Source organism: Streptococcus sanguinis, from assembly GCF_019928825.1.
Taxonomy (GTDB): Bacteria; Bacillota; Bacilli; order Lactobacillales; family Streptococcaceae; genus Streptococcus; species Streptococcus sanguinis_L.
Genome location: NZ_JAHZOP010000002.1, coordinates 23,080 through 45,517, shown reverse-complemented (window position 1 = coordinate 45,517; position 22,438 = coordinate 23,080). Strand labels below are relative to the sequence as shown.

The window sequence follows — 22,438 nt, the reverse complement described above, 5'->3', positions numbered from 1 at the left end:
ATTTTCTTTGACAAAATAGTCTGCTTTCACAAACAAAAGCAGACTATTGAAATGCACTCGATTATTTTTGAACTGAGCAAGATGCGATAAGCGTCTTATCTCTGCATCACCAGATGACCCCCCGTTCTTCTGGGCTCCGCCACATGCCGTCTCCTTCTTGAACATCAAAGGTCGTAAAGAAGTCGTCAAAGTTTGGCAGCTGAACATTCGTCCGAAGCTTAGCCGGCGCATGGACATCGACGCTTGCCAGGAGCTTCATATATTCCTCCCGGCCCTTCATTCGCCAGATGCGGGCAAAGTTGGTAAAGAATTCCTCAGCAGAGAAATCAGCTTCTTTCTTGGCCGCTTCTAGGGCTGCTGCAATGCCACCCAGATCAGCCACGTTTTCTGAAACAGTCAGCTTGCCATTGACCTTAGCACCATAGGAATCCTGACCTTCGAACTGATCAATGACCTTTTGAGTCCGTTCGGTGAAGGCTTGGTAGTCGTGCTCCGTCCACCAATTGTTAAGACTGCCATTTTCATCAAAGGAAGCTCCATTGGTATCAAAAGCATGAGAAATCTCATGGGCGATGACCGCTCCGATACCACCGTAATTAGCTGAAGAAGATTGGTGCAGATCATAGAAAGGCGCCTGCAGGATAGCCGCTGGAAAGACAATCAGGTTTTTCTGCGGATTATAGTAGGCATTGACCATATGGGCTGGCATTCCCCATTCCTTGTAATCCACTGGTTTATTCCACTTGCTCCAGCTGTACGCAATATCAATCTGGCTCAGCTTCTGAGCATTTTCAAAGAGCGTCAGCTTTTCATCCACGATCTTGCGAGAATAACGCTCAGGCAACTCGTCTGGATAACCAATATAAGGCTTGATGACATTAAGTTTGACAATGGCCTTGTCACGAGTTTCTGGTGTTAGCCAGTCATTCTGAGCTAGGCGGTTCTTGTAAACTTCGATCATCGTCGCCACTTTCTGCTCCACATCAGCCTTGGCTTCTGGTGAGAACTTCTGACCGGCATACCAGAGACCTACAGCTTGATTAAAGGGACCTTGGGCCAGGTAAAAGGCTGCTTTTTTCTTATCCTGAGCCTGAGGAGTTCCTGATAGAGCACGATGATAAGCCCCTGCCAAGACACGAATGTCATCCGTTAGATAAGGTGTCGTATTGCGGACCGCAGAGAGAATCAGCAGAGCATGGAGTTTATCCCAGTTAGCGGATGTATAGATATCCTTAGCCGCCTGCCAAAAACGCTCTTCTGGCACAATGACTTGGTCGGGTTCTTGACCGATTAACTTGGTGAAAATATCCGCCAGAGGCAATTCTGGTACCAATGCTTTGAAATCGTCCCACTTATAAGGATGGTAGAGCTTAGCATACTCAGAGCTTTCTTCACTAGACAGAACATACTGAGCAAAGACAGCATCCAGCTCCAAGACTTTATCCAAAAGGTCCTTGATTTCCTCTTCTGCAAAGTCAAATTTTGCCAGCAAATCTTCCTGTGTCTTGCGCCATTTTGCAAGGAGATCCGCCTTCTGCGGATGGTCCTCAGCATAGTAGGTCGTGTCTGGCAAAATCGTTCCCGGTCCGTCTGCCCAGAGAACATTGATTCGGGCATCCATAAAGTCAGGCGCCACACCAAAGGGGAAATAAGTCGGCTTGCCAGCCAGCTCAAAATCAGCAATCTTAGAAGCATATTCTTCAAAAGACGCTAGGTTGCGAATCTCATCAATGTAAGCACGCGCAGGCTCAATCCCTGCCGCTTCCCGCTTGTCATAATCCGCTGCTAGGCGATGGTAAGCAATAAAGTTCTGCAGAATTGCATTTTCTGGCACTCCATCGCCAGCCAACCATTTGTCAGTCGTGGCGAGCATAAGATCTTCAATCTCATCTGCCAAATCCATGAAGCCGCCCGTCACTGGCTTATCATCAGGAATGACCGCCGTCTTGGCCCACTCACCATTAATCGCATCGTAGAAATCATCTTGTAGTCGTGTCATCTTCTTCTCTCTTTCATGCTTTTGATATAACCTTATCAAAATCTACTTATTTTTTCAAACGTTTCTTATATTAATTTTAGAGATTTATTAAAAATTAACTTGACTTAATTTTTATTTTAATGTATATTAATCTCATAGAGGTGTATGAGATGATTACGATTAAAGATTTGACTGTCAGCTATCAGGATACGCTGGCTCTTGAGCCCCTTTCATTAACCATTAAGGAGCCAACCATTACTGGGATTATCGGTCCTAACGGAGCTGGAAAATCCACCCTGCTCAAGGGCATGCTAGGGATTATTGACCACCAAGGCCAGACTCTGCTGGATCAAAAACCGCTGCAGAACTCTCTCCAGCGCGTCGCCTATGTAGAGCAAAAGATTAATATTGATTATCATTTTCCTATCAAAGTCAAAGAGTGTGTCTCTTTGGGACTTTACCCGCAGCTCAAGCTCTTTCAAGGGCTGAAGAATTCCCATTGGGACAAGGTAGCTGAGGCATTGAAAATTGTCGGTTTAGAAGACTTGGCTGAGCGCCAGATTAGCCAGCTATCTGGCGGTCAATTCCAGCGAGTCTTGATTGCTCGCTGCTTGGTTCAAGAAGCGGATTGTATCTTTTTGGACGAGCCCTTCGTCGGGATTGACTCTGTCAGCGAAGAGATTATTATGTCTACCCTGCGCAGTCTCAAAGCCGCAGGCAAGATTATCCTGATTGTCCATCATGACCTGAGTAAGGTGGTTGATTATTTTGATCAGGTCATCCTGCTCAATCGTGAGCTAATCGCTTTCGGTCCTACTGAGACCAGCTTTACCAAGGACAATATGAAAAAGACTTATGGCTCCCAGCTCTTTATGAATGGAGGTGCCTAGAATGATTTTAGAATTTTTCCAAGGGCTGCGGGACTTTCACTTCCTGCAAAATGCTCTCATCACAGCCATCGTCATTGGGATTGTTGCTGGAGCTGTCGGCTGCTTTATCATTCTGCGCGGCATGTCGCTCATGGGGGACGCTATCTCTCATGCGGTTCTGCCCGGTGTGGCTCTCTCCTATATTTTAGGGGTTAATTTCTTTATCGGAGCCATCACTTTCGGACTTTTGGCATCGATTATTATCACTTACATCAAGGGCAATTCCATTATCAAAAGCGATACGGCCATTGGGATTACCTTTTCATCCTTCCTAGCTCTGGGTGTGATCCTGATCGGCGTTGCCAATAGCTCCACTGATCTCTTTCATATTCTCTTCGGGAATATTTTGGCCGTGCAGGATATTGATATGTGGATTAGTATCGGAGTCGGAATAGCTGTGCTCTTAATCATCACCCTCTTTTTCAAACAGCTATTGATTACTTCCTTTGACCCCTTGCTAGCTCAAGCCATGGGCATGCCGGTTAGCTTCTACCACTATCTGCTGATGATTCTCTTGACCTTGGTCTCTGTGACAGCTATGCAGAGCGTGGGAACCATTCTGATTGTAGCTCTCTTGATAACGCCAGCAGCAACAGCCTACCTCTATGCCAACAGTCTGAAAACTATGATTCTGCTGTCCTCGGGTTTGGGAGCTCTGGCTTCTGTGCTGGGACTCTTTATCGGCTATAGCTTTAATGTCGCTGCAGGATCCAGCATTGTCCTGACCTCGGCCCTCATCTTTCTCATCTCTTTCTTTATTGCCCCTAAGCAACGCTATTTAAAACTTAAAAACCAACCTAAACTAAAATAAAATTTAATGGAGGAATCCCATGAAAAAATTAGGTTTTTTATCCCTGCTTTTGCTAGCAGTCTGCACTCTCTTTGCCTGCTCCGATCAGAAGAACGCGTCCAGTGACTCGTCCAAGCTCAAGGTTGTTGCAACCAACTCAATTATCGCTGATATTACCAAAAATATAGCTGGCGATAAGATTGACCTGCACAGCATTGTACCAGTCGGCAAAGACCCCCACGAATATGAGCCCCTGCCTGAAGATGTCAAAAAGACTTCTCAAGCGGATCTCATCTTCTACAACGGTATCAATCTGGAAACTGGCGGTAATGCTTGGTTTACCAAGTTGGTCAAAAATGCCAATAAGGAAGAAAACAAGGACTACTATGCTGTCAGCGATGGCGTTGACGTCATTTACCTTGAAGGGCAAAGTGAAAAGGGTAAGGAAGACCCTCATGCTTGGCTCAACTTGGAAAACGGCATTATCTATGCGCAAAACATTGCCAAGCGTTTGATTGAAAAAGACCCTGACAATAAGGCTACTTACGAGAAAAATCTCAAAGCCTATGTAGAAAAGCTAACCGCTTTGGATAAGGAAGCCAAGGAGAAATTCAACAATATTCCAGAAGAAAAGAAAATGATTGTGACAAGTGAAGGATGCTTCAAGTACTTCTCTAAGGCCTACAATGTGCCATCAGCCTACATCTGGGAAATCAACACCGAAGAAGAAGGAACTCCAGACCAAATCAAAAGCTTAGTTGAAAAACTACGCAAGACAAAAGTACCGTCTCTCTTTGTCGAATCAAGTGTGGACGACCGTCCTATGAAGACTGTTTCTAAAGACACCAAGATCCCAATCCACGCTAAAATCTTCACGGACTCAATCGCTGACCAAGGCGAAGAAGGCGACAGCTACTACAGCATGATGAAATACAATCTGGATAAAATTTCCGAAGGATTGGCCAAATAATGATAAAAGGTTAGGAAGACAAAATCCTAACCTCTTTATTTTTGGAGAAGGAGCTTCACATGGAGTCAATTTCAAATTTCCGGTCAAATTATTCGAAAAAAATCACTATTCGCTGTACAATGAAGCTATCAAACATGAATGGAGACTTCCTATGACAACTTTTCTCGGAAATCCTGTAACCTTTACTGGAAAGCAACTGCAAGTCGGCGACACCGCCCACGATTTTAGCCTGACAGCTACTGACCTTTCAAAGAAAACTCTGGCTGATTTTGCCGGCAAAAAGAAAGTCCTGAGCATCATCCCATCTATCGATACTGGTGTCTGTTCAACTCAGACTCGCCGTTTTAACCAAGAACTATCTGACTTGGACAATACCGTTGTGATCACGGTTTCAGTTGACTTGCCTTTTGCTCAAGGCAAGTGGTGTGCTGCTGAAGGCATTGAAAATGCTGTTATGCTCTCTGACTACTTCGACCATTCTTTCGGCCGTGACTATGCTGTCCTCATCAATGAATGGCACCTTTTAGCCCGCGCAGTTCTAGTTCTGGACGAAAACAACACTGTGACCTACGTTGAATATGTCGACAATATCAATACCGAGCCTGACTTCGAAGCAGCTATCGCCGCAGTTAAGAGTTTATAAGAGATAAAAATACGGACCTACTAGTCCGTATTTTTTTGTTCGAAAAACTTCTGCCAAAACTGACGGAAGCAAGCCCAGGAACGCAAGAGAAAGGATGGTCGATTCAGCAATTTCTTGAACCGAGCAATCTCTGCCTTTACCTGTTTATAAGCACTCCGCCCCTTTCGAGCATAAGGGCTCTTAGCTGAACGATAGCCCAGCGGACCACGATTATTCTGAGGTGACTTGAACTTGCGGCCGCTATTTTCAATGGCAAGCCTGCGAAAGCGAGGATCCCAGACTGCAGGCGTTTTGACATCATAGCGAGTATGAGAAGCCTGATTGCCCGGCCGGTTGTGCTCACCGTAGTTAAAGCTAGCGCCATTCACAATACCATTTTGGCTAGCCCCCTCTGGATCGATAATATTGAGAAAGCGACCTCCCTGATCCAGAATAAACTCTGTATGAAAATCAATCAGTATTTTTATATTGGCCTGACTAGCTTGACCATCCGGATAGACAGCCTGACCAGACATCTTGTCAATATAGGCTTTATTATGCAAGCGCGAGGATTCATGAAAACTATAAGACAACCCTGGCCAATCCTTTAGATAGGAAGCCAAGGCTTCTGCATCTGTCATGCCAGCCTGACGGTAGTGATCTCTGACCCGCTGGGCCTGCTGGCAGGAAATGACATAGCGAAATTGATGCAACTGGCGCTTGAGCTTTTGATTGCCATCCCTTTGGCTAAAATCATCTGCCGGAAAAGCTTGGCGCAAGGTCCTTGAAAAAATCTTCCAAAAGCAATCATGTGGTGTTAGGTCTGGAGCAATTCGAGCCAGCAAAAAATCTGTCTCTGACTTGTCCCCGCTCAACTCCTCAGGCATATTAACAAGATTCATAGCCAAAACCAGCAGCCCCTGAGCTCCTAACCTGCTGATTTGAGCCTCCTCAGCCTGCCAGAGTTCTTGAAAGAAGGGACTGCCAAAAAGCTGAGCCTCCTGAATGTAATCTCCTTCTTCTGTCAATGTTTTCCCTTGCTCGTTATTGAACTCTGCAAAAACTCGTTCCAGTGCTACCTGAGACCAACCGATTGATTGCAATTGCTGAAAAAGCTGTTCTTTCCCTTCTTTTGGATACATGGCTCCCCTCCTTTCTTGTAGCTATAATAGTTCAATACTATCAAGATTATAATAAAAAATCTAATCCACATAGAACAATTAGATTTTATCACAAACTCACATGATAGCAAAGAACAAGCTATGAATCCTTGGAGTGCTAACAATAAAGATGCTCTTAACAAATCACTCAATAAATAAAGAGAAGACCAAACCGGCCCTCTCTCAGTATGAGTTTTGTTTAAATGAGCTGTTCCAACTTTTCACGATTGGACAATTCATCTAGAATTCGATTTTATAAATAAATGCTCTTAAGCTTTACGACGTTTTGCAAAAGCCAGTCCCAGCATAGAGAGTAATCCTAGACCTGCAAGTGCCAGAGAAGATTCAGCAGAACCTGTTTTTGGAAGAGCTGCCGGAGCCTGATAGGTCTGAACTGGTTTCTTTCCGTGCTTCACTCCCGTTGTAGTGACTTTCAGAACCTTTCGCTCATTCTTAGAAACGAGGTTGGTTGGGTCGTCTGTCTCTAGGGCTGCAAGAGCTGCTTTCAAAGCTTCAAGTTTGGCATTTTCGACTCTATACGTTTCTTCCTTACTTGCCAAGTTTGCTTTAGCATCATTGAGAGCCGCTTCTGCTTCTTTTAGAAGAGCAGGGGCATTTTGCAAGCGAGAAACGTAGTCTTTAGCAGCTTGAACAGAGCGTTGAGCCTCTTCCAGAGCTGTAGCCGCAGCAGCTGCCTTTTCTTGAGCATTTGCTGTAGCTGCTTTCAATTCGGCAAGTTTGGCATTAGCTTCCTCAGCTTTTTTTTGCGCACTTGCTTGGGCTGCTTCTTTTTCTTTCAAGCTTGCTTGAGCCTTAGCTAAAACTGCAAGTTTAGCCTTGGTTTCTTCAGAAGCTGAGTTCTTGCTATTTTCGAGTTCAGTTTGGTAAGTACGTTCCGCCATGGCCAACTTGTCCTTAGCAGTTTTCACAACCTCACGCAGTAATGGTGCTGTTTCCTGCTTGTTCTGAGCATTTGTCAACGTACGTTGAGCAGCGTCCAACTTAGCTTGTGAAGCCGCCAAATCTTTACGAGCAGCGTCTGCCTCTTGATTATTGGCATTTGGATTGATCAAGGCTGGTGTTATTTTGGAAGGGTCGACGATATCCCAAGTCCCAAAAACAACAAATTGAATTCGGTTAAATTTACCATTGTTGCTAAAATCAACTCCCATATATGCAACTTTATCATGTCCTATTTTGTATCCAACTACTTTTTGCGCCCAATCTAGCATTGTCCCAAATCCATATCTAGTACTTTCCTTTATATCAAACAACTGAAATTTAACATTCTCATAAACTACTTTTTTCAAGTAATCAACAGATACATTCTCTTGATTATCTAGAACAGGATAATAATCAAGCTGAGGAAAGCCATATCTTTTGTATCCAAACTTATCAAGTCCAAATTTAGCAGTTGTTTCATCTGTAGCTACTACTCTAATAGTTAAATCCTGTCCATTATTTTTATGCCAAACTAATGTATTTTCACGGCCAGCTCGACTTAAAGCTGATGCATAATCAATAGTATTTTGCGTTAGTCTGACTGGTCCTGTACCAGCCTGCTTACGAATTTGATTTAGCAAATCTTGTGCATAGTAGTTAATTTCCATTAGAACATCTTTTGGAATAGCATTGATATTGACCATGCGTTGAGCATCTTTTGGATTACTAATGTAATTATTAATTAATTTTAATTTTGTAACTTCTTCTTTAAAGATTGTTTGTGCTTCAAGTGATTGTTTAATATAATCGCTTTTAAGTGCATTTATATAGGCTTGCGATAGGGTAAAAGTATTGTGAACCTGATCTTGAGACGAAAGTTTCGCTTCTTTTTCTTTGATTTCTGCTTGTGCTGCTTTGATATCAGCCTGGGCTTGATCAATCACTGCTTGGCGTTTGGCATCTTCCACTTCAGCTGTCTTCAACTGGTCTTGGTAAGAATCCAGGTTCTTTTGTTCCTTGTCAAGCTCCTCCTTTGCCTTCGTTACCTTTTCACTCACCAGTTTGCTGTCCACAGCTTTTTGGGCTGCATTCACAGCATCCTGAGCAGTTTGAGTCTCGGTTTGTGCCTTAGCTGCTTGAGCTTGAGCATCCTGAGCTACAGCTGCCTGTGTGTCTTCTGCTTTTTTAGCTGTATCAAGAGCTGCTTGGGCTTGCTTGGCTGCGTTTTCCGCTGGGGCAACTTTTTTCTCAGCTTCTGCCACAGCTGCCTGAGCCTCCACAATTTTTTCTGCACTTGTATCAGCATTATCTTTCTTGGCTGTTTCAACCTTAGTCTCAGCAGTCGCAACCTGTTCTTTGGCTTGGTCAACAGCCGCTTTCGCTTGATTAACCTGCTCAGTTTGCTGTTTAAGAGCTTCTGGACTTGCAGATAGAGCCTTATCTTGGTTTGCAGGTGCATTTGCATCCACTGGAGTTGTATCTGCAGCTACAGTGTGAGCAAATCCAGTACTAGCAAGAACTGCTGCACCTAAAATGACATGTTTTTGGATTTTTTTCATGCTTTTCCTCCTGATATGTTAATAGTATAATGAGAAAAGCTTTGTTTGTCAAACTATTTACATGTTTTTTTGAGAACATTTATCACAAATATGTCCAAAAATAGAATCTCGTCTCAATCGCTTCCAAAAAACCTGTGTGTCTGGCCAGAATCATATAATGAATTTTACGCTTACTGACTTTGTCAATGATAAACTCTTGAACGAGTGCAAGTATACTAGTCATAGAATGCAGAAGACCGCCCGTCAAACAACGAGCGGTCTTCTTATTCACGAATTTCTTATCCTTTGATGGCAATAAAGGGTGATCCTTCTGTATTATCCGTCGGATCTACACTCTTGACTCCAAAGAGATAGTCTACGGGGTACCAGCCATTATTAGCTGCATTATAAGGGTCACGGACATAGGTTTTTCCATTGTCATAGCCTTTAAGAACCAGCTCATGAGTGACTGGATAATGGGCAAAGATGCTAGTACCAACGGCACCTAGGACATGATGCCCCTGCGAAAGCACTTCTTTGACTGCAGAAGCTGTAAACAGGGTCTCAGTCGTCAAATCCCAGTGCTGGGCAGCTCGGACAATACCACGGCTGCTAGTACCAAATCCATCTTTATTAAATTCATTAGTATGGTTATATAGATAATCCGCAACGGTTGTCGGAAGCACTTCTGTCCCAGTAATTCCAGAAATAACCATGGCTAGCGTTGTCGGCACGCATCCTGTCGCATCCATGCTGTAAGGACCATACTTCCTGCCACCCCAGCGACCATCGCGCTGGGAGTAGTACGGAGTATTGTAAACTGCTTTGGAGACCTGGGTCGTAGTAGCATCAACAGCGATGAGCTGACCATTGTCCTGCTTATAGTAAAGATGAATCTTGTACTCGCCGGTAGAAAGTTTATGGTCACTAGCTCGGACTGTGATCTTATAGGTACCATTCGCCTGCTTTTGAGCTAAATACCACTTGACATCATCCTGATCCTTATCTGTGGACCAAGTTGGCAGATAGACTGCTTGAATTCCGCCTGGATTGGAGATATTTGTCACAACTACATCAAAAGTTCCTGTTCGAGCATTATTGTTTTGGATATTGATTTTTCCAGTTGCACGGATGTTCTCAGGTGCTACAGAAATCATCAGCTTCTCGCCACCTGCACCTTGCATCTGGCCATCCTCGTTCAGATAGTAAAGATGAACCTTGTACTCACCCACTGAAAACTTATGATCCTGAGCTCGGACATGTTTTTTATAGGTCCCATCGGCTCGTCTTTCAGCGGTGTACCACTGCACATCGTCTTGGTCATCCTTGCTGGACCAGGTTGGCAGGTAGACCGCCTTCAGACCATCTGGGGCAACGATATCTGACACAACAATATCAAATTCACCTGTCTGTGGATTGTTGTTCTGAATGGTGATCTTGCCCTGTGGCTGGGCGCGAGTAACTACCGTCTTAGCTGAACCCGCTCCCTGCAGCTGGCCTGCATCATTCACAAAATAGAGGTGGACATTGTACTCGCCCAGAGAGTTCTTGTGGTTGCGGTAGCTGACATGTTTGAAATAGGTCCCATCGGCGCGTCTTTCGGCCGTGTATCACTGCACATCATCTTGGTCATTGGCAGCTGACCAAGTCGGTAGATAAACGGACTTCAGACCATCCGGTGCGACAATATCAGAAACGACAATATCAAATTCACCTGTCTGTGGATTATTGTTCTGAATGGTGATTTTACCCTGTGGCTGGGCGCGAGTAACCACCGTCTTAGCTGAGCCTGCACCCTGCAATTGACCGGCTTCATTCACAAAATAGAGGTGAACATTATACTCGCCCAAGGAGTTCTTATGGTTGCGGTAGCTGACATGTTTAAAATAGGTCCCATCAGCTCGTCTTTCAGCGGTGTACCACTGCACATCGTCTTGGTCGTTAGCGGTGGACCAGGTTGGAAGACTAACAGACTTCAGACCATCTGGGGCAACAATGTCCGACACGACAATATCAAATTCACCTGTCTGCGGGTTGTTATTCTGAATGGTGATCTTGCCCTGAGGCTGCGCGCGGTTAACTACCGTCTTAGCCGAACCTGCACCCTGCAGCTGGCCTGCATCATTCACGAAATAGAGATGAACATTATACTCGCCCAGAGAGTTCTTGTGGTTGCGGTAGCTGACGTGTTTGAAATAGGTTCCATCAGCGCGCCTTTCGGCTGTGTACCACTGCACGTCGTCTTGGTCATTAGCAGCTGACCAAGTCGGTAGATAAACAGACTTCAGACCATCTGGGGCAACAACGTCTGACACGACAATATCAAATTCACCTGTCTGTGGATTGTTATTCTGAATGGTAATCTTACCCTGTGGCTGGGCGCGAGTAACCATTGTCTTAGCCGAACCTGCCCCCTGCAGCTGGCCTGCATCATTTACAAAATAGAGGTGAACATTATACTCGCCCAAGGAGTTCTTATGATTGCGGTAGCTGACATGCTTAAAATAGGTCCCATCGGCACGCTTTTCAGCGGTATACCACTGCACGTCGTCTTGGTCGTTAACAGCTGACCAAGTCGGTAGATAAACAGACTTCAGTCCATCCGGTGCGACAATATCAGACACGACTATATCAAATTCACCTGTCTGTGGATTGTTATTCTGAATGGTAATCTTGCCTTGAGGCTTTTTGACTTCTGCTGCCGCCAAGGGGCGCTCTGTATCAGAAGCTGGTTGTGCTAGCTGATTAGAAGCATCATTTTTTTCTGAGTTCTCAACCACAGCAGGTTGATTTTCTGTCGAAGCTACAGTATCACTTTTCGGCCGAGCATTTTCTACAGGATCAGAAGAAGTAGACTGAGCACTGGTATCGGAAGACGCAGGTACCTGACTAGCGTCAGGACTAACAGCCTCCGGTGCTGGTGCAGCCTTATCCATGCTTGACAGACTGGTTTCTGTGACAGTCGGAGTTGCAGCTGTGCTAGCTTGGTTCTCCACAGCCTGGCTGACAGCGACACTGTCAGCTGTCTGACTAGGTGTCAGCTGTTCTGCCTGCACTGCTCCACTTCCAAGAAAGGCCAGACCAGTCGCAATCGCTACTGAGACTGCTCCCAGACTGCATTTGCGAATGCCAAAACGAGTAAACTTCTCTGCTAGAGACGCCATCATTCGTCTTCTTTTCATAATAGGATTCTCCTTTTGCAAAAAGTAAAAATCAGGCCAGATTTTACAAACCAGCTAAAGAATTTTTACTTTTTTATTTTTTAAATCGTACGATTTGATTATATAATAATCGTAAAACGATTACAAGTAAATCAAGAAAATCCAAAGGCCAATGAAGGGCTTCTACACTGTATTCTTGCAGCGATTTTTGTTATACTAATGATAGAAAGTTCAGCGAGGATGCAAGATGACCCCAAATAAAGAAGACTATCTCAAGTGTATCTATGAGATTGGCAGCCGCCACAAAAAAATCACCAATAAAGAAATCGCCCAGCTCATGCAGGTTTCACCTCCGGCTGTGACGGAAATGATGAAAAAAATGCTGGCGGAAGAACTTCTGGTCAAGGATAAAAAAGCCGGCTACCTGCTGACTGATTTGGGGCTAAGGCTAGTTTCTGACCTCTACCGCAAGCACCGGCTGATTGAAGTCTTTCTGGTCAACCATCTCGGCTACTCGACTGATGAAATCCATGAGGAAGCCGAAGTCCTAGAGCATACTGTTTCTGAGCGCTTCGTTGAGCGTCTAGATGCCATGCTCCAGTACCCCAAGACCTGTCCTCACGGAGGCACCATCCCAGCCAAGGGTGAGCTTCTGGACGAAGAAAACCAACTGACTCTGGAAGAGGCCTCTGCCCCTGGCGACTATATCATCAAACGGGTGCATGACGACTTTGACTTGCTCAAATACTTGGAAAAATACAACCTGCAAATCGGCCAAACCATCACTTTCATCCAATACGATTCTTTCGCTCAGGCCTATCTTCTTAAGACAGAAACTCAAGAAATCCAAATCAATCCTATGATTGCCCAGCAGATTTATGTGGAAAAACTATAAACAGAACCCAGTTCGGACTTTTTAGTCTAAACTGGGTTTTTATTGACAAAAATAAGATGTCGGAATATAATAAGTATACTTATAAAAATCTAGAGGGAAAGCTAATGGAAAAATCGCAGTTTAACTCCATCTACAAGGATGAATACAAAAAATCAACCGGTCTGCTCTTTATCCGCGCCTACCACAAGTGGCATGGGCTGATAAAAAACAAACTGAGAACGATTGATTTGACCCATCCCCAGTTTGTCGTTCTGACCACTCTTGCTGCACTCCTGTGTCAGCAAGAATGGGTTAGTCAGACCGATATTGCCCAATTTTCTGACATGGATGTTATGACCGTATCCCAAATCATCCGCCTCTTGGTCAAGAAAGGTTTGATCATGCGGGAAGTCCATCCCAAGGACAGCCGTGCCAACATCATACTCCTAACGGATACGGGGCTGCAAAAGGTTAACCAAGCCCTTCCTCTGGTAGAAGGTATTGATCAGGCGTTCTTTGGAAAATTAGGAAATAATACAGAAACATTAAACCAACTCTTAATCAAACTGGAGGCAGAAAATGACTAGATTTTGGATTGGTGTCGTATCAAAAGAACATGTACTAAGAGGTGTAGAAGGTGGATTTTGCCAAGTCTGCCATGGTAAGAAAGCACCGCTGAACCGAATGAAAAAGGGGGACTATCTTCTGTACTACAGCCCCAAGTATCAGCTGAATAGTCAGGAAAAACTGCAGGCCTTTACAGCAGTTGGCAAGATTCTAGATGACACAGCTTACCAAGTAAAGATGTTTGAAGGCTTCGTCCCATTTCGGCGAGATGTCAGCTACTACCAGCCTGTCAAAGACTGCCCCATTGACCAAGTCCGACAACATCCTCAGTGGCGCCAATATGCTTCTCAGATAAGATATGGACATTTCGAAGTTTCGAAAGACTTCTTCCTTTATGTTTTTGAGCAAATGAAATTAGACAGCACTGCAAATCAGTAAAAGCAGCTTCGTTTGACTTACACCTAAACCTTGCTCACCTGTCATTAAATCTAAAGTTCCGATTCTCAAGGAAAATCGGAACTTTTTGATTTTAAGTGAAATTATCGATTTATTAAATCAGCATAAAAGCTGATAAACTACCCGTAATCACATTTACTAAAGCATGTATGATCCAGCTGGCTAAAATGGAGCCATCAGATTTCTTTTCATTGACAAAGCCCATATAGGCCGCGATACCACCCGTACACAAAATGATGAGCAGAGTTTGCTGCCAAGAGAGCACTGTTATAAACATCAGGCCATGCAGCAGACCAAAAAGAGCAGCTTGTATGGTGTTGGCCACTACAAAGGATAAGCGGCTAGCCAATCTCTTTAAAAGAAAACCTCTGAATAACAGTTCTTCCGACAGAGAAGTTTGAAAAATACCATAAATCAGAACAGCTGGCAAGGCTTGGAAGCCTAGGCCTGAGAAATTCGAAGTCGCTGTATCCAGATTTTTTACAGCAGGATATACTAGCAAAAACGAAAGAAGCAAGAAAGATAGTGAACCCAACAAAATCCACAGCCAGATCTTCCGGCCGCCAGTGTCTTTTAGTGGTTTTAAGCCAAGCCATTCTAAAAATGGACTTTTTCTTCTAGCCCTTATCAACCACCAAACAAAAGGAAGCAAAGCAAACAAAGCGATTTGAATCAGAGCATCCAGCATCTGTTGAACTAGATTTTCCATGATAAGAGACTCCTTTCTTTTCTTTAATATGATTATACAAGACAAACTTCAAGAATTTATAAAGTAATTCTAAAATATTTCTAAAGAATGATAGAAATCATAAACATAAACAAATCAAGGATTATCGCCACTTCAACTTGTTTGCTATGCTTATCATTTTTGGACTAAATGATTGCAAAAACTCTTTAAAAACTTATCTCAAAATCTAAGAAAAGTTGCAGATAAAAATAAGGCGTTGAGTTTAAAAAATAGAAAACTGACAATGCATTAAAGAAAGAAAGAAAAAAGTCCTAAAATTTTATCACACAAAGTCAAATTTTCAGCCTATCTATCCTAGATGATTTTCTTTTTAGTCAAATACTCCCAGCTCCTGCTTATCCACTTCCTACTCCTCGGGGTTTCAATTTTACAAGCTTAGTACCATGCCAAAAACTGTTTTTTCCTTCTTGCCAACCCGCTTACATTTTGCTAAAATGATGTCAAAAATCAGTAAGGAAAAATTATGCCACAACAACTTTTTAAAGAATTTGCCCAGCTAGATCAAGTGGAAGCTATTGTTCTCGGTGGCTCTCGTGCTGGACAGCATTTTGACAAAGACTCAGACTATGATGTTTATATCTACTTAACAGATTCTATTGCTCCCCTGACTCGACGCGATATCCTCAGCAAGTACTGCTCCTACATGGAAATCGGCAATCAGTTTTGGGAACTAGAGGATGACTGTGTGCTGAAGAGCGACATCGAAATTGAGCTCATTTACCGTACACTGGACAGCTTTGATAAAGACCTGCAGACTGTAGTCCTAGACCACCAAGCCCAGAATGCCTATACCACCTGTATGTGGCACAATCTGCTCCACAGCAAAATCATCTACGACCGAAATGGTCGCTACGAGGCACTTCAGAACAAGTACAGACGGCCTTATCCAGCTGAGCTGAAAAAGAATATTATTAAGAAGCAGCTCCTCCTGCTCGATCAAGCCATGCCAGCTTTCTCCAAACAAATAGAAAAAGCGCTCAAGCGTCAGGACCTGCTCAGTATCAATCACCGTAGCAGTGAATTTTTTGCTTCCTATTTTGACTTGCTCTTCGCCCTAAACGAACAGACGCACCCTGGAGAAAAGAGAATGCTAGAGTTTGCAAAAATCAACTGCATGCTATTGCCCCAGCGTTTAGAAGAAAATATACAGACCTATTTTCAAAAAATCTACACAGAACCCGCTGAAGCCATAAACCTTATCAATCAACTAGTGACGACCATCAAACAAGTCATTCCTCAAGAAATTATTGATTGTTTTTAGTAATGTTGTCGGAAACTATACATTCATTGCTGCAGAAGCTAAAAAATTAGGAGTTTGAACACTAGTGTTCAAACTCCTTTTCATACTTCTTCTCAGCGATTCTTCGTATCCAAGATAATGGTTACTGGACCATCATTAACTAGTTCTACCTGCATGTCTGCCCCAAAAATCCCCGTCCGAGTCAGCACCTCCTGCTGCAAGGCAAGATTGAAAGCATCATAAAAACTGCTAGCCATCTCTGGCGGAGCCGCCTTGACAAAGGCTGGCCGATTTCCCTTTTTGGTATCTGCATGCAGAGTGAACTGGGAAATGGACAAAATTTCTCCGGCAATGTCCTTGATAGACAGGTTCATCTTGCCCTCAGCATCGGAAAAAATCCGCATATTGACAATCTTCCTGACTGCATAATCCATATCCTCTTGACTATCGTCAGGCCCTACGCCTACTAGGAGCAGAAGACCTTTTCCAATACTGCTGTGAAGCTGCTGGTCAATACTGACCTGAGCACGTTTCACGCGCTGAATCACTATTTTCATATCTTTTCCTTTGATTTAAGCAAGTCACCAAGGGTAACTTACAGCTTGATAATGATTTCCGAAATGGATCAACCATTGGTCCGCTTGACCGAGTAAACTTCCGGCACGCTTTTGATTTTATCCACCACCGTCGTCAACATGGATAGGTTCGCAATACCAAAAGAAACGTGGATATTGGCAAATTTCATATCCTTGGTCGGCTGGGCATTAACTGTTGAAATATTTTTAGTGGTATTAGACAGAACCTGCAATACATCGTTGAGGAGGCCAGACCGGTTGAGACCGTAAATATCAATGTGAGCCGTGTACTCTTTGGTCGTGTTGTTGTCTTCCCATTCTACATCAATCAGCCGCTGTTCGTAATTTTCCTGGGCCTTGAGATTCATGCAGTCCTGCCGGTGAATGGCTACACCACGTCCTTTGGTAATATAGCCAACAATATCATCACCCGGTACAGGGTTACAGCATTTAGCAATCCGGATGAGGAGACCAGACGCCCCCTGAATAACCACACCGCCTTCGTGCTTAACCTTGAGGGTGTCTTTTTTGTTTTCGACCTTGACCTCACCGCCCTTGACCAATTCCTCCGCTTCTGCTCTGGCCTTGGCTCGCTCTTCCTCACGGCGCTCTTTTTCTGTCAGGCGGTTGAAAATACTAATGGCACCAATCTCACCGAAGCCAATCGCCGCAAAAAGCGCCTCTTCAGTCTTATAACTGGTCTTCTGCAGCACTTTTTCCATGTGCTTCTTGTCCATGTACTTATTAGCTACATAGCCATGCTCCTGGAATTGAGCCTGCAAGAGCTCCCGCCCTTTGGAGATAGACAGCTCCTTGTCTTGATTTTTAAAGAACTGACGGATTTTATTTCTGGCCTTGCTAGTCTTGACAATATTGAGCCAGTCGCGGCTCGGTCCGAAGGAGTTAGCGTTGGTGATGATTTCCACCTGATCACCTGTCCTAAGCTTGGTTGTCAGAGGCACCATGCGGCCATTGACCTTGGCTCCTGTGGCTTTCTCACCGACCTTGGTATGAATCTCATAGGCAAAGTCAATGGGACCCGAGTCCTTAGGCAGAGAACGCACTGCTCCATCCGGTGTGAAGACGTAGATTTCCTCAGCCAGATAGCTCTCCTTGACCGAGTCAACGAAGTCCTTGGCATTGTTAGACTGGTCTTGCAGCTCCATCAGCTCCTTGATCCAGTTCATCCCGATAGCTGATTCTTTGCTGTCTACCTGTCCCTTGACACCTTTCTTGTAAGCCCAGTGGGCTGCAACCCCATACTCAGCGACCTCATGCATCTCCTTGGTCCGAATCTGAAACTCAATCGGACCTTTAGGGCCATAAACGGTCGTATGGATGGACTGATAACCATTGGCCTTGCGGTTGGCAATGTAATCCTTGAACCGCCCCGGCATAGGCCGCCAAAGCTCATGAATATAGCCCAGCATTGCATAAACATCACTTTGAGTATCCAAGATACAGCGAATAGCGATTAAATCATAAATCTCATCAAAACGCTTCTTCTTGTCCTGCATCTTGCGATAGATCGAGTAGATATGCTTGGGCCGGCCATAAATCTTACCGTGCAGATTGCGCTCGCCAGCATAGGTCTCAATCTTCTGAACCACCTCTTCTACCAGTTCTTCACGCTCCCGACGCTTCTCCTTCATCATGTGGGAAATTTTGTAAAATTCCACTTCATTGAGATAACGGAAGGACAAATCTTCCAGCTCCCACTTGACACTGGAAATCCCCAAGCGATGAGCCAAGGGTGCGTAGATTTCCATTGTTTCTCGGGAAATCCGCTCTTGCTTATGCTTGCGCAGATGCTTGAGCGTCCGCATATTGTGGAGACGGTCTGCCAGCTTGACCAAAATAACCCGAATATCCTCCGACATGGCCATCAGCATCTTGCGATGGTTTTCCGCCAACTGCTCCTCGTGGGATTTGTACTTGACCTTACCCAGCTTGGTAACCCCATCCACAATCACGCGGACATCCGTCCCAAACTCTCTTTCCAAATCATCCAGCGTCGCACGGGTATCCTCAACCACATCATGCAGGAAGCCGCAGGCGACCGTTACTGCGTCCAGCTTGAGCTTGGCCAAAATCCCTGCCACCTGAATAGGATGCACAATATAAGGCTCACCTGACCTCCGAAACTGCCCACTGTGACAGTCAATCGCATAGATTAAAGCTTTCTGTATAAAGGCCACATCCTCCGCAGCCAGATATTTTCTCGTAAGGGCCAATACCTGATCGCCCGTCAAATTCACTTCTTTTGGCATCTCGTCTCTCCAATTCCTGCCTACTATTTTATCACTTTTAACCCGATATGAAAACCTAGAAGACGGTTCATATAAAAACCCGCCTTAAACGGGCGGGGTATGGTGAAATGTAACACTATCAGACGATATCTTTCTGTTAAAAAACGAAGAGGCTAATCTTTCTGATTCAGTGATTCCTTATATCTCTGAGAATCTTTACCGTACCATTCTTCAACAGAGTATCCTGATAGTTGTCGGTAATCTTCTAAGTATTTTTGAAGATAGTAACCTTGGAAATTGTCAACTGCTAAAGCATACCCAAAATAAATAAAGGGAAGAAAAAATAGTGGAATAATGGCCTTCCCGATTGAATTAATAATTCCATCTTGTTGGATAATATCAGAAATTGGAAAAACAATACGTAAAATAATTGATATTAAAATAATGAGTCCACCGTACTTTTTAGCAAACGAAACAAAGCGATTGATGAAATCAGCCGTTGGATTTGAATAATTTCGCTGTTTATACAAAATTTCAAGTGTATTTCTCTGGAAGCTTTGAAATAATCCAATAAAAAAGATGATGAAAAAGGAAGTATACAACACACTAGATAAAATTCCACCTAATATCATTCCTGCACCTGATATTCCTATTACTAAAAATTGCGTATAGAGGATTGTAATCATAAGATACATCCACTTATTGAAATAGTAGTAAGATAAAACTGACTGATTCTTTATTTTCCTCACATCATTTAAGTAGGAAAAAAGAATGATAAATCCTAAACCAAATACAATACCGTTTATTAAGCCTATATTCAATGAGAAAAACTGCAATTTTTTAGAACCAAGAGAAATACTTAGAAGAAAGAATAAAAATAGAAAAAATTGCATTGTAAAAAATCCCAAAATCTTTTTCCCATAACCTTTTTCATTAAAATCCTCTAGTGAAGTTTTGATATACTTGTCCGTTACTAGGTTCATACTTTCTTCTAGCGAAGCATTAAAAATTGTTTGTTTCAAAATTCTAAGACTCCTTTTAATAAAATCATCTCAAATTTACTTTTTGAAGTGAAGAGCATTCTCATAGTCAAAGTTAATATTTAGTGTGAACTCGTGTTTCAGCCAATTAAGCATTTAACTATGTATGAATTATTCCCCTACCAAAGCTTGCAAACCTGCTGATTCATCCATACCAACTGAACTTAGTTGCTCACTTCCGCCATCTTTTTGAATTCCCATTTTCCCAGCCATGCTTATACTATCATTAATGACAACATCAAACATAATACCCCCCATCGGATTATGTTTAATGGAGCTATCATCTATTTTATAAGAACGAATTTTTCCTTTCTCCGTTAAAGCATTAGGATCGATCGCTTTTAATTCTTCCACAATCAATTTCTTTACTTCCTCACTGTGAACAATCCTTGTCATCTCATTATGGAATTCTTGATTTTTGTGAGTCAAGTATATTCCTCCTACCAGACAAAGAGCTAAAAATAAACTGACAACCGATAAGATAATTTTATGTTTTTGCTTCATTAGACACTCCTACGACTATTATAATTTAGTATGTGGTATAGATTTTGCAATTCCAATTAAAGCAAGAGGTTTTCGCTATAACTAGAATAGTGAATCACTTGTCGTCACTTTCCAACAACGCCCGCAAACCTGCTGATTCAGTCATACCATCCGTACGAATTTTCCCATTCTCACCATCCATTCGAAGACCAGTCTTCCCAACCATACTTATACTATCATTAATGATAATATGAAACATAATTCCTCCCATCGGATTATGCTTAATGGAGCTATCATCTATTTTATAAGAGCGAATCTTCCCTTTGTCTGTTAACGCATTTGGATCTTTTCTTTTTAAATCTTCTTCAATCAACTCCCTCACTTCCTCACTATGGACAATTCTGAACATTTCATTCTGGAATTCTTGGTTTTTGTGAGCTAAGTAGAGACCTACTCCTATGCAAGCAGCCACAAACAAGCTGATAACTGATAAGATAATTTTATGTTTTTTCTTCATACGTTCACCTCTAAAAAAAGAAATCTCCTTATGGCTATTTGGCTGTCACTCCTCTAGTAACTTCTGAAGACCTTTTGACCTATCCATACCAACAGTTCGTATGTCCTCATTCTCTCCATATTTTCTAAGGCCAGTTGACCCAACAATATCAGGGTCATCATTAATGACAATATCAAACATGATGCCACCCATTGGATTGTGACGAATGCTCCTATCATCAATTTTATAGGATTGAATTTTCCCCTTATCCGTTAAAGCATGAGAATCTAATTTTTTTAATTTCTTTTCTATTAGATTCTTCACTTCCTTACTATGAACAATTCTGAACATTTCATTTTGAAATTCTTGATTTTTATGAGCTAGGTAGAGGCCTACTCCCAGCAATATCAGTACACTTAGGCCAATAAGCCCCATAATCCTGTTTCTTCTCTTAGACATATAAACACTCCTCAATCTATATCAGTTTCATTATATAATATATTTTCCCAAAAGCAAAAACCCGCCTTAAACGGGCGGGTTGTGGTGAAGAAAGTGAAGAACTTCTTCCTTGATAAATTGACAATAAGCGTAGACAAGGTAGCAAGTAGATGCCACACCTAAAAGGGCGACAAACAACTCAAATAAGGCAAACATAGTCATGGTGAACCTCCTCTCCTTATCAGGCAAAGAATGCAGATACGCTTCCCAGCTTGGACAGTCTGATTTTTTCCGTTTTATTTTCCTTTCCGACTTACCCAGGTGAGCTCATCACTATTATACCAAAACACGAAAGCAGATACAAGGCAGTGAGACAGTTGTTCCTAACAATGATTTTATCAAAATAGATAACATGCTAAATTTGAAGCATCAAACGTAGGAATGTCACTGTTAACAAATTTTTTTCTCCTCTTAATTTGACACGGTTTCTCTAAATGAGTAAACATTATCATAGTTGACAGTTACTGAATAATAGTAATAATCGTCGTTTCTGTTTGAGCTTCCAAAACCTAAAGTTGCCTGCTCTCTTTCATTTTTGTGAAAATACTGATTGATAGTTTGATTTTGAATCGAATAATCAATATCAAACGCCCCGTTGTTGCCATTATAACTTTTGGATTTCATAGATAAAGAAGATAGAAAAGACTGATTAATCGTTAACTTTTGAAATAAGAATCCATCAAAAGGCCATAATTCTTTCGCTTTCTCCTTATCAGAAAAGATAAATTTCCCATCTATATAATCCACCCTTATTGTTTCTTCTGGCTTTTCAGTAATATCATCAGAAGCCCGTGTCTTGGTTAACACTCCAGAAATTGTGTGATTGCTACTATCCCCTTGTAAAGACATTTCGATAAGATAAGTCCCACGTTTGATATACACTTGCTCTACTTTAAACCCATCCGGAAATTGCTTAAACAAATCAAATAGATTTTCAGTTGGATAGACGCGACTCACTTCAGCTACCTTATTCTCAATCCAATCTCGGCTGCCCCTCTTTTCTCCACATCCTATTAATCCTATCATGACTCCCCCTAAAAGTAATATTTTGAGAAAAATCCGCTTTTTCATGATATTCTCCCCTTTTATTATACTTAACAAAGTACTTATTTCAGTCACTAT

General features: G+C 42.7%; 21 protein-coding genes and 1 pseudogene. 8 read left to right on the top strand and 14 right to left on the bottom strand.

Translation table 11 applies throughout. From position 1 onward, the window contains the following. Positions 1-106: 106 nt before the first annotated feature. Positions 107-1,999, bottom strand: a complete 1,893-nt coding sequence (locus K1J09_RS03815; protein WP_223322912.1) for a M13 family metallopeptidase — start codon at positions 1,997-1,999, stop codon at positions 107-109. 149 nt (positions 2,000-2,148) lie between these two features. Here K1J09_RS03815 and K1J09_RS03810 point away from each other — a divergent pair, with 149 nt between their 5' ends. From K1J09_RS03810 to tpx, 4 genes are all read left to right on the top strand, one after another. Continuing rightward, positions 2,149-2,868, top strand: coding sequence for a metal ABC transporter ATP-binding protein (locus K1J09_RS03810; protein WP_317627831.1), 720 nt, complete (start codon positions 2,149-2,151; stop codon positions 2,866-2,868). A 1-nt stretch (position 2,869) separates the two neighbouring features. Continuing rightward, a complete protein-coding gene (locus tag K1J09_RS03805) occupies positions 2,870-3,718 on the top strand; it encodes a metal ABC transporter permease (RefSeq protein ID WP_304362486.1) in 849 nt (282 codons plus the stop codon). A gap of 19 nt (positions 3,719-3,737) precedes the next feature. Next, complete coding sequence (ssaB, locus tag K1J09_RS03800; protein WP_125357003.1) at positions 3,738-4,667, top strand: metal ABC transporter substrate-binding lipoprotein/adhesin SsaB; 930 nt, start codon at positions 3,738-3,740, stop codon at positions 4,665-4,667. Between the two features lie 151 nt (positions 4,668-4,818). Continuing rightward, positions 4,819-5,310, top strand: a complete 492-nt coding sequence (gene tpx / locus K1J09_RS03795; RefSeq protein WP_049547838.1) for a thiol peroxidase — start codon at positions 4,819-4,821, stop codon at positions 5,308-5,310. A gap of 20 nt (positions 5,311-5,330) precedes the next feature. On the opposite strand, the gene K1J09_RS03790 is transcribed toward tpx, so the two are convergent. From K1J09_RS03790 to K1J09_RS11870, 4 genes and pseudogenes are all read right to left on the bottom strand, one after another. Continuing rightward, positions 5,331-6,431, bottom strand: a complete 1,101-nt coding sequence (locus K1J09_RS03790) for a DUF3114 domain-containing protein (RefSeq protein WP_223322908.1) — start codon at positions 6,429-6,431, stop codon at positions 5,331-5,333. A gap of 287 nt (positions 6,432-6,718) precedes the next feature. Further along, positions 6,719-8,950 (bottom strand): SEC10/PgrA surface exclusion domain-containing protein, encoded by a 2,232-nt coding sequence (locus K1J09_RS03785; RefSeq protein WP_223322906.1) that lies wholly within the window; start codon positions 8,948-8,950, stop codon positions 6,719-6,721. Between the two features lie 82 nt (positions 8,951-9,032). After that, complete coding sequence (locus tag K1J09_RS03780) at positions 9,033-9,221, bottom strand: hypothetical protein (RefSeq protein ID WP_164549526.1); 189 nt, start codon at positions 9,219-9,221, stop codon at positions 9,033-9,035. 7 nt (positions 9,222-9,228) lie between these two features. Beyond that, positions 9,229-12,111 (bottom strand): annotated as a pseudogene (locus K1J09_RS11870) (GBS Bsp-like repeat-containing protein). A gap of 226 nt (positions 12,112-12,337) precedes the next feature. On the opposite strand from K1J09_RS11870, the gene K1J09_RS03765 reads away from it, so the two are divergent. The 3 genes from K1J09_RS03765 (at position 12,338) to K1J09_RS03755 (ending at position 13,969) form a co-directional block, all read left to right on the top strand. Next, a complete protein-coding gene (locus K1J09_RS03765) occupies positions 12,338-12,985 on the top strand; it encodes a metal-dependent transcriptional regulator (RefSeq protein WP_002896686.1) in 648 nt (215 codons plus the stop codon). Between the two features lie 104 nt (positions 12,986-13,089). Further along, positions 13,090-13,551 carry a MarR family winged helix-turn-helix transcriptional regulator gene (locus tag K1J09_RS03760; protein WP_125382131.1) on the top strand — a complete coding sequence of 154 codons (462 nt, stop codon included), beginning with the start codon at positions 13,090-13,092 and terminating at the stop codon, positions 13,549-13,551. After that, positions 13,544-13,969, top strand: coding sequence for an EVE domain-containing protein (locus K1J09_RS03755; RefSeq protein ID WP_125382133.1), 426 nt, complete (start codon positions 13,544-13,546; stop codon positions 13,967-13,969). The genes K1J09_RS03760 and K1J09_RS03755 overlap by 8 nt, the downstream gene beginning before the upstream one ends. A 112-nt stretch (positions 13,970-14,081) precedes the next feature. On the opposite strand, the gene K1J09_RS03750 is transcribed toward K1J09_RS03755, so the two are convergent. Then, positions 14,082-14,696 (bottom strand): CPBP family intramembrane glutamic endopeptidase, encoded by a 615-nt coding sequence (locus K1J09_RS03750; RefSeq protein ID WP_223322900.1) that lies wholly within the window; start codon positions 14,694-14,696, stop codon positions 14,082-14,084. A 502-nt stretch (positions 14,697-15,198) separates the two neighbouring features. On the opposite strand from K1J09_RS03750, the gene K1J09_RS03745 reads away from it, so the two are divergent. Beyond that, positions 15,199-15,996 carry a DUF4037 domain-containing protein gene (locus K1J09_RS03745; protein ID WP_223322899.1) on the top strand — a complete coding sequence of 266 codons (798 nt, stop codon included), beginning with the start codon at positions 15,199-15,201 and terminating at the stop codon, positions 15,994-15,996. Positions 15,997-16,088: 92 nt separating this feature from the next. Here K1J09_RS03745 and dtd read toward each other — a convergent pair whose 3' ends face one another. The 8 genes from dtd to K1J09_RS03710 form a co-directional block, all read right to left on the bottom strand. After that, positions 16,089-16,532, bottom strand: a complete 444-nt coding sequence (gene dtd, locus K1J09_RS03740) for a D-aminoacyl-tRNA deacylase (RefSeq protein ID WP_009659757.1) — start codon at positions 16,530-16,532, stop codon at positions 16,089-16,091. A 68-nt stretch (positions 16,533-16,600) separates the two neighbouring features. Continuing rightward, the gene (locus K1J09_RS03735; protein ID WP_009659685.1) at positions 16,601-18,820 is read right to left on the bottom strand and encodes a RelA/SpoT family protein; all 2,220 of its coding nucleotides are present in this window, start codon (positions 18,818-18,820) and stop codon (positions 16,601-16,603) included. Between the two features lie 152 nt (positions 18,821-18,972). After that, positions 18,973-19,821: a hypothetical protein gene (locus K1J09_RS03730; protein WP_009659618.1), complete on the bottom strand. Its 849-nt coding sequence runs from the start codon at positions 19,819-19,821 to the stop codon at positions 18,973-18,975. A gap of 129 nt (positions 19,822-19,950) precedes the next feature. After that, a complete protein-coding gene (locus K1J09_RS03725; RefSeq protein ID WP_009659628.1) occupies positions 19,951-20,343 on the bottom strand; it encodes a DUF1310 family protein in 393 nt (130 codons plus the stop codon). A gap of 94 nt (positions 20,344-20,437) precedes the next feature. Further along, positions 20,438-20,839 carry a DUF1310 family protein gene (locus K1J09_RS03720; RefSeq protein WP_002898547.1) on the bottom strand — a complete coding sequence of 134 codons (402 nt, stop codon included), beginning with the start codon at positions 20,837-20,839 and terminating at the stop codon, positions 20,438-20,440. A 45-nt stretch (positions 20,840-20,884) separates the two neighbouring features. Further along, positions 20,885-21,277 carry a DUF1310 family protein gene (locus tag K1J09_RS03715; RefSeq protein ID WP_032905427.1) on the bottom strand — a complete coding sequence of 131 codons (393 nt, stop codon included), beginning with the start codon at positions 21,275-21,277 and terminating at the stop codon, positions 20,885-20,887. Between the two features lie 66 nt (positions 21,278-21,343). After that, on the bottom strand, positions 21,344-21,478 hold the full coding sequence (locus K1J09_RS11830) for a hypothetical protein (protein WP_009659608.1): 135 nt from the start codon (positions 21,476-21,478) through the stop codon (positions 21,344-21,346). Positions 21,479-21,727: 249 nt separating this feature from the next. Continuing rightward, positions 21,728-22,387, bottom strand: coding sequence for a hypothetical protein (locus tag K1J09_RS03710; RefSeq protein WP_061602633.1), 660 nt, complete (start codon positions 22,385-22,387; stop codon positions 21,728-21,730). Positions 22,388-22,438 lie beyond the last annotated feature (51 nt).

Bases quoted from the DNA above. Each gene is read 5' to 3' on its own strand.
- K1J09_RS03815 (WP_223322912.1), bottom strand. From the start codon at position 1,999: ATGACACGACTACAAGATGATTTCTACGATGCGATTAATGGTGAGTGG.
- K1J09_RS03810 (WP_317627831.1), top strand. From the start codon at position 2,149: ATGATTACGATTAAAGATTTGACTGTCAGCTATCAGGATACGCTGGCT.
- K1J09_RS03805 (WP_304362486.1), top strand. From the start codon at position 2,870: ATGATTTTAGAATTTTTCCAAGGGCTGCGGGACTTTCACTTCCTGCAA.
- ssaB (WP_125357003.1), top strand. From the start codon at position 3,738: ATGAAAAAATTAGGTTTTTTATCCCTGCTTTTGCTAGCAGTCTGCACT.
- tpx (WP_049547838.1), top strand. From the start codon at position 4,819: ATGACAACTTTTCTCGGAAATCCTGTAACCTTTACTGGAAAGCAACTG.
- K1J09_RS03790 (WP_223322908.1), bottom strand. From the start codon at position 6,431: ATGTATCCAAAAGAAGGGAAAGAACAGCTTTTTCAGCAATTGCAATCA.
- K1J09_RS03785 (WP_223322906.1), bottom strand. From the start codon at position 8,950: ATGAAAAAAATCCAAAAACATGTCATTTTAGGTGCAGCAGTTCTTGCT.
- K1J09_RS03765 (WP_002896686.1), top strand. From the start codon at position 12,338: ATGACCCCAAATAAAGAAGACTATCTCAAGTGTATCTATGAGATTGGC.
- K1J09_RS03760 (WP_125382131.1), top strand. From the start codon at position 13,090: ATGGAAAAATCGCAGTTTAACTCCATCTACAAGGATGAATACAAAAAA.
- K1J09_RS03755 (WP_125382133.1), top strand. From the start codon at position 13,544: ATGACTAGATTTTGGATTGGTGTCGTATCAAAAGAACATGTACTAAGA.
- K1J09_RS03750 (WP_223322900.1), bottom strand. From the start codon at position 14,696: ATGGAAAATCTAGTTCAACAGATGCTGGATGCTCTGATTCAAATCGCT.
- K1J09_RS03745 (WP_223322899.1), top strand. From the start codon at position 15,199: ATGCCACAACAACTTTTTAAAGAATTTGCCCAGCTAGATCAAGTGGAA.
- dtd (WP_009659757.1), bottom strand. From the start codon at position 16,532: ATGAAAATAGTGATTCAGCGCGTGAAACGTGCTCAGGTCAGTATTGAC.
- K1J09_RS03735 (WP_009659685.1), bottom strand. From the start codon at position 18,820: ATGCCAAAAGAAGTGAATTTGACGGGCGATCAGGTATTGGCCCTTACG.
- K1J09_RS03725 (WP_009659628.1), bottom strand. From the start codon at position 20,343: ATGAAGCAAAAACATAAAATTATCTTATCGGTTGTCAGTTTATTTTTA.
- K1J09_RS03720 (WP_002898547.1), bottom strand. From the start codon at position 20,839: ATGAAGAAAAAACATAAAATTATCTTATCAGTTATCAGCTTGTTTGTG.
- K1J09_RS03715 (WP_032905427.1), bottom strand. From the start codon at position 21,277: ATGTCTAAGAGAAGAAACAGGATTATGGGGCTTATTGGCCTAAGTGTA.
- K1J09_RS11830 (WP_009659608.1), bottom strand. From the start codon at position 21,478: ATGACTATGTTTGCCTTATTTGAGTTGTTTGTCGCCCTTTTAGGTGTG.
- K1J09_RS03710 (WP_061602633.1), bottom strand. From the start codon at position 22,387: ATGAAAAAGCGGATTTTTCTCAAAATATTACTTTTAGGGGGAGTCATG.